Annotated in this window: 4 protein-coding genes; 1 reads left to right on the top strand and 3 read right to left on the bottom strand. The window is 56.1% G+C overall.

The features are described from left to right. Positions 1 to 219 precede the first annotated feature (219 nt). Entirely contained in the window at positions 220 to 2433 is a 2214-nt protein-coding gene (locus ACXWUF_RS17785) for a GSCFA domain-containing protein (RefSeq protein ID WP_458495956.1), read from the top strand. Between the two features lie 47 nt (positions 2434 to 2480). Here ACXWUF_RS17785 and creC read toward each other — a convergent pair whose 3' ends face one another. From creC to ureG, 3 genes are all read right to left on the bottom strand, one after another. Beyond that, complete coding sequence (creC, locus tag ACXWUF_RS17780; protein ID WP_458495955.1) at positions 2481 to 3911, bottom strand: two-component system sensor histidine kinase CreC; 1431 nt, start codon at positions 3909 to 3911, stop codon at positions 2481 to 2483. After that, positions 3908 to 4600: a two-component system response regulator CreB gene (creB, locus tag ACXWUF_RS17775; RefSeq protein WP_458495954.1), complete on the bottom strand. Its 693-nt coding sequence runs from the start codon at positions 4598 to 4600 to the stop codon at positions 3908 to 3910. The genes creC and creB overlap by 4 nt, the downstream gene beginning before the upstream one ends. Positions 4601 to 4704: 104 nt before the next feature. Beyond that, on the bottom strand, positions 4705 to 5328 hold the full coding sequence (ureG, locus tag ACXWUF_RS17770) for an urease accessory protein UreG (protein WP_458495953.1): 624 nt from the start codon (positions 5326 to 5328) through the stop codon (positions 4705 to 4707). Between the last annotated feature and the right edge of the window lie 78 nt (positions 5329 to 5406).

Genomic DNA, 5406 nt, shown 5'->3' with positions numbered 1-5406 from the left:
ACATGCCCGACCTACAGGCTTCGTCACCGCATCCTATGGGCTGCCGTTCTCGGGAAAATACATATTCATTATTCTTATCAAGCCAATGTTTCCTAACGCCGGGATGGCAAATGCCTTCAAGGTTATTCACCGGCCTGTTAGAATAACATCCAAAATTAAAACCCTTTAAACCCACCAAGGCTGTCGGCAAACACGGCAGGCGAATCAAAGGAACAGACAATGCCAGTCACACGAGAAGAAGTTATCAAGAGCTATAGAATTTATCTGGACAGAGAGCCGGAATCCGAGGAGGTTATAGCGCTTCACATGCAGATGCCTAGTCAGCATCACTCGCGGGATATCTTTTTAAAGTCCAAAGAGTTATCACTTAAAAAGTCGTCCTTAAATATTTATTTAGCAGGAAATTGCCAGGCCAATGGGTTCGCGAAAATAATTAATGAAATGTCCGGCATGAAGGCGATGGCCTTGGAGACAACGCCGGATAATCAACAGAAAGTTCTAACTGGCGAAAAGTACATAGCTGCCGACATAACGGCGGCATCTTTAGTTATCTTCCAGACACCCCTGTCACAGCAATTCAAGGCATTTTTAATTGATACGTTCAACCTGAAGTCTGAAAATATACGATATCTGCCTGCGATATGCTTTTCGGCTTTTCACCCAGATATGGATTATTTGCAATTGAAAAAAGGTGGTTTCGTCACCGGGTACACGGGTCCGTACAATTCATTGCTGGCATTTTTTGCGTACACAAAAGGACTTACCATTGATCAAACGATAAAATTGTTCAATCCAAAGATATTTCAGCTACTTGGATATTATGATCTACTGCCCGCTTCCAGATTCAGTGTGGTTGACCAAAGCATGAGTACGGGTTTGCCGCTGGGACGACTCCTGAATAAGTGGCTTTCTCGAAAAGAAAGCTTTATGCACACCATTAACCATCCGAAGTTATACGTACTCGCTGACGTGATGCGAGAGTTCTTTAAGAAAGAAAGCTGGGATTATATTGGCGGCATCGAAAACTATATTGTTGATGACCTTGGATTGAATTTTTGTTGGGAGCCTTATCCAGATGTAGCCTTGAGGCATGGGTTTGAGAGTTCATATGGGTTCAAAAAGCATTCAATTTTATCGCCGGGTGGGCCTCCAATAATCGGGTTGAAGGAGTTTCTGCAAGTTTCATACGATACTTTCTCTCGATACGATATTAGTGAAGTCACATCATTGCGTTTAAGCGCTAAACCCTTCGTGGACCTTGGTGAATTAATCTCAAACAATAAGGAGTCCGTTTTCTTCGATAATAAGGGGTTACAAAACAAAAATAACCCCCAGGTCGCGGAGAGTCGTATTTCTCAAAGCGGCGAAAACCCCTATAAGAACTTACCTAGCTATCAATTCTGGCGACGGGCCATAGAGCGCCCCGCTAAGTCAGAAGTCGATCCAGTGGTTCGCGCTCGGTTTGGGCTGCACCGTACCGATAAAATCGCCACGGCAGGAAGCTGTTTCGCCCAACATATTTCAAAGACCTTAAGCAAGAATGGCTTTAATTATTATGTCGTTGAAGATGGCCGTGGGCTTGAGGGGAATGAGCTAAGCGAGAGGAACTATGGGGTTTTCTCGGCACGCTATGGAAACTTATATACAGCACGACAACTACTCCAGCTAATTGAGCGTGCCTATGGTTTGTTTATTCCCAGTGAAGAAGCTTGGCTGAGGCCGGATGGCTTATATGCCGATCCATTCCGGCCCCAAATTGAACCCGCAGGTTTTCAAACCATTGACCAACTAAAAAAATCCCGGTCCACTCATCTCGCCGCAGTAAAGACAATGTTCAAAACATTGGATGTACTTGTATTTACTCTCGGTTTGACGGAGTCGTGGCGAAGCAAACTAGATGGCTCGGTGTTTCCTCTCGCTCCCGGTGTCGTTGCCGGACACATGGATGCAAGTGTGTACGAATTCATTAATTTTAACGTCAACGAGATTGTATCTGATATGCAGATATTTCTTGATCTATTGCATACAGTGAATCCGAAGGCTCGAATTATATTGACCGTCTCTCCCGTGCCTTTGATTGCGACTTATGAGGATAGGCATGTATTGGTCTCAAGCACTTATAGCAAATCCGCGCTACGGGCCGCTGCGGATGAATTGGTAAAAAGCAACCGGAATGTGGACTATTTTCCGTCCTACGAAATCATTACCGGCAACTACGCGAGGAGCGAATATTTCGAGGATGACCTTCGCTCCGTGAAAGAGGAGGGGGTTAATCATGTGATGCGGCTATTCCTCAAATATTATGGCGGTGAAGATGATAATCCGGTATTGAGCGCCAAAAATGATTTGGAAGACGCCTTTGAAAACGATATTGAACGTGCAATCAAAGTGATGTCCGAAATAGTTTGCGACGAAGAGGCTATTGACCGATAAGTCGCTTGCGTCACCAAGACCGCCCCACCCGACGCCCCACGGGCAACTCAGCGCCGTCTCGGCAAGCGCAACACCGCCAGCGCTCCGCCGTCCGGGTGATTCCGCAAGTCCACCGCGCCGTGATGCAAATCGGCGATTTCCCGCACGAAGCTGAGGCCCAGCCCGGTGCTTTTACGGCCCGTGGCGGGACGGGGCAGGGAATAGAAACGCTCGAACACCCGCTTCTCGGCGAAGGCGGGCAAGCCGGGGCCGTGGTCGCGGATGAGAATATCGTGGTGCCGCTTGGCGCTATGTACGCTGATTTCGACCGCGCCGCCTTCCGGCGAGAATTCCAAGGCGTTATGCAGCAAATTGGCGAGTGCCCGTTGCAGCAAGAAGCGGTCGCCATTGACCCGGCAACCGTCCGGCGTCTCGACATGAAAGGCAACGGCGCGGGCGGCGGCGGTGGCGTGCAGAGAATCCAGCGTGTCCCGGATCAAGGGGCCAAGTTCCAGCCGGGCCAGTTCCGTCAGGCGGTGGCGCTTCTCCAAATCGGCCAGTTCCAACAGGCGCTCCGCCAAGTCTTGAATGCGCCCGCTTTCGGCCTGGATGTTGGCGAGGAACCGCGCCCGCTGTGGCGGCGGCGGGTCTTCCGCCAGCAATTCCGCCGCGCCCCGGATGGCGGACAGCGGGCTTTTGAGTTCGTGGGTCAGGGCTTGGACGTATTCCTCCACGTAATTGCGGCCCGCCAGGGCATCGCGCATTTCGTCATAGGCCGCGCCCAAAAGGCCCAAGGCGCTACGGCTCAAACGCGGCAGCGCGGCCCGCTCGCGGTTGCGGAACAGCCGCAGATATTCCGTCACCAAGCCGAAGGGCCGCACCATCCACACCGCCACCGCCAACCCGGCCAACACCACGGCCAGCCCCGCGCTCGCGCCGCCCGCCACCAGATTCTTGCGGGCCGCTTCGATGAACGGCAGATGGCTGGAGGTGGGCTTGCCGACGCTCGCCACGCCGATGATCTCGCCATTCCACACCACCGGGGCACCCACCCACATCACCGACGAGTCGGGTTCATCGGGCGAGTCCCGGCTAGTGCGGGCGCCGTACTGGCCTTGCAGGGTCAATTGCACATCGCGCCAGTGCCGGAAATCTTCGCCCTCGTGTCGGCCTTCCGAATGGTAAATCACCCGCCCGGCGGCGTCGGTCAGGTACAGGCGGAGATTCACGTCGCGCTTAATGGCCTGGAAGATGCGGGCTTCGAAACGCTGCTTATGCAGGGCGGGGATGGCGAGGCGCAATCGGTCGGCTTGAATCCCCCCGTTTTGGATGTCGGTCGCCACCAGCGCGGCCACCAGTTGGGCGGTGTCCACCAGCAATTCTTCGGCGGATTCCCGATAGCGCTGTTCCAAGACTTCGATATTGCGCTGGACCAGCCAGCCCAGCCCCAGCAGGAACACCAGGATCAGGCTGAGGAACACCCGGCCCCGGGCGCTCACCAGTCTTCCCGAAGGGCGTAGCCGCTGCCGCGATGGGTCTCGATGGCTTCCAGGTCGGGCCGGATGGCTTTCAGCTTGGCGCGGAGGGTCTTGATGTGGGCGTCCACGGTGCGGTCGTAGCTGGCGTCGGGTTCATCCCAGACCCGGTTCAGCAGCTCGTCGCGGCGGTAGACCCGGCCCGGCCTCTGGATCAACAGGCAGAGCAGGCGGAATTCGTAGCGGGTCAGGCTCAGCGCTTGGCCGAAATAGCGGACTCGCATTTTGTCCTCGTCCACGTCGAAGGGGAGGGCGGTTGCATGGGCGGGAGTCGGTGCCGCCGGGGCGCGCTGGACGCGGCGTAGCACGGCGCGGATGCGGGCGGTCAATTCGCGGGGGCTGAACGGCTTGGCAATGTAGTCGTCGGCACCCAGTTCCAGCCCGACGATGCGGTCCACCTCGCTGGAGCGGGCGGTCAGGAAGATGACCGGCGCGGACGTGCGGGCCGCGATGAGCCGGAATAGCTCGATGCCGTTGATGTCCGGGAGGCCCACGTCGAGAACTATAAGCGCAGGTTCCTCGCGGGCGATTTCATCCAGCGCCGCCGCCCCGGTGCCGCACCAGGCGGGCGCGAAGCCGTCGGTGGAGAGGGCATAGGCGATGGTGTCGGCGATGGCGGCTTCGTCTTCGACGATGAGGATGCGGGTGGGCATGGGGTGGTGCAGGGCGTCAGAAACTATAGGATGGGTGGAGCGTAGCGGAACCCATCGCTCCGGGCTAGGCGGCTTGATGGGTTTCGCCCCACCCATCCTATGACTTAATCTCCTGTCCCCGCCAGCATCCCCTGTCGCTCGATGAATTGAATCACTTCGTCCAGGCCATGGCCGGTCTTGATATTGGTGAACACGAACGGACGCTCCCCGCGCATTTTCTTGGCGTCCCGGCCCATCACGTCCAGCGACGCGCCCACGTAAGGTGCCAGGTCGATCTTGTTGATGACCAGCAAATCCGAGCGGGTGATGCCGGGGCCACCCTTGCGGGGAATCTTGTCGCCCGCGGACACGTCGATGACGTAAATCGTCAGGTCGGCCAGTTCCGGGCTAAACGTCGCGCTGAGATTGTCGCCGCCGCTCTCCACCAGCACGAAGTCCAGGTTGTCGAAGCGCTGGCAGAGTTCGTCCACCGCCGCGAGGTTCATGGAGGCGTCCTCGCGGATGGCGGTGTGGGGACAGCCGCCGGTTTCGACGCCGAGGATGCGCTCCTCCGGCAGGGCTTGGCTGCGGATGAGGAATTGCTGGTCCTCGCGGGTGTAGATGTCGTTGGTCACGACGCCGATTTGGTAAGCGTCGCGCATCTTCTTACACAGCGCGTCCACCAGGGCGGTCTTGCCGGAGCCGACGGGGCCGCCGACGCCGACTCGAAGTACGGGTTTTTGGGTCATGGTTTTCTCTCGGATAAAAAGATGTGGGAGCGGTCTTTAGACCGCGACTGTTATAGGTCGCGGCCTAAAGACCGCTCC

The sequence above is a fragment of the Methylomagnum sp. genome (assembly GCF_054333355.1).
This window is presented reverse-complemented; position numbering and strand designations above follow the sequence as displayed.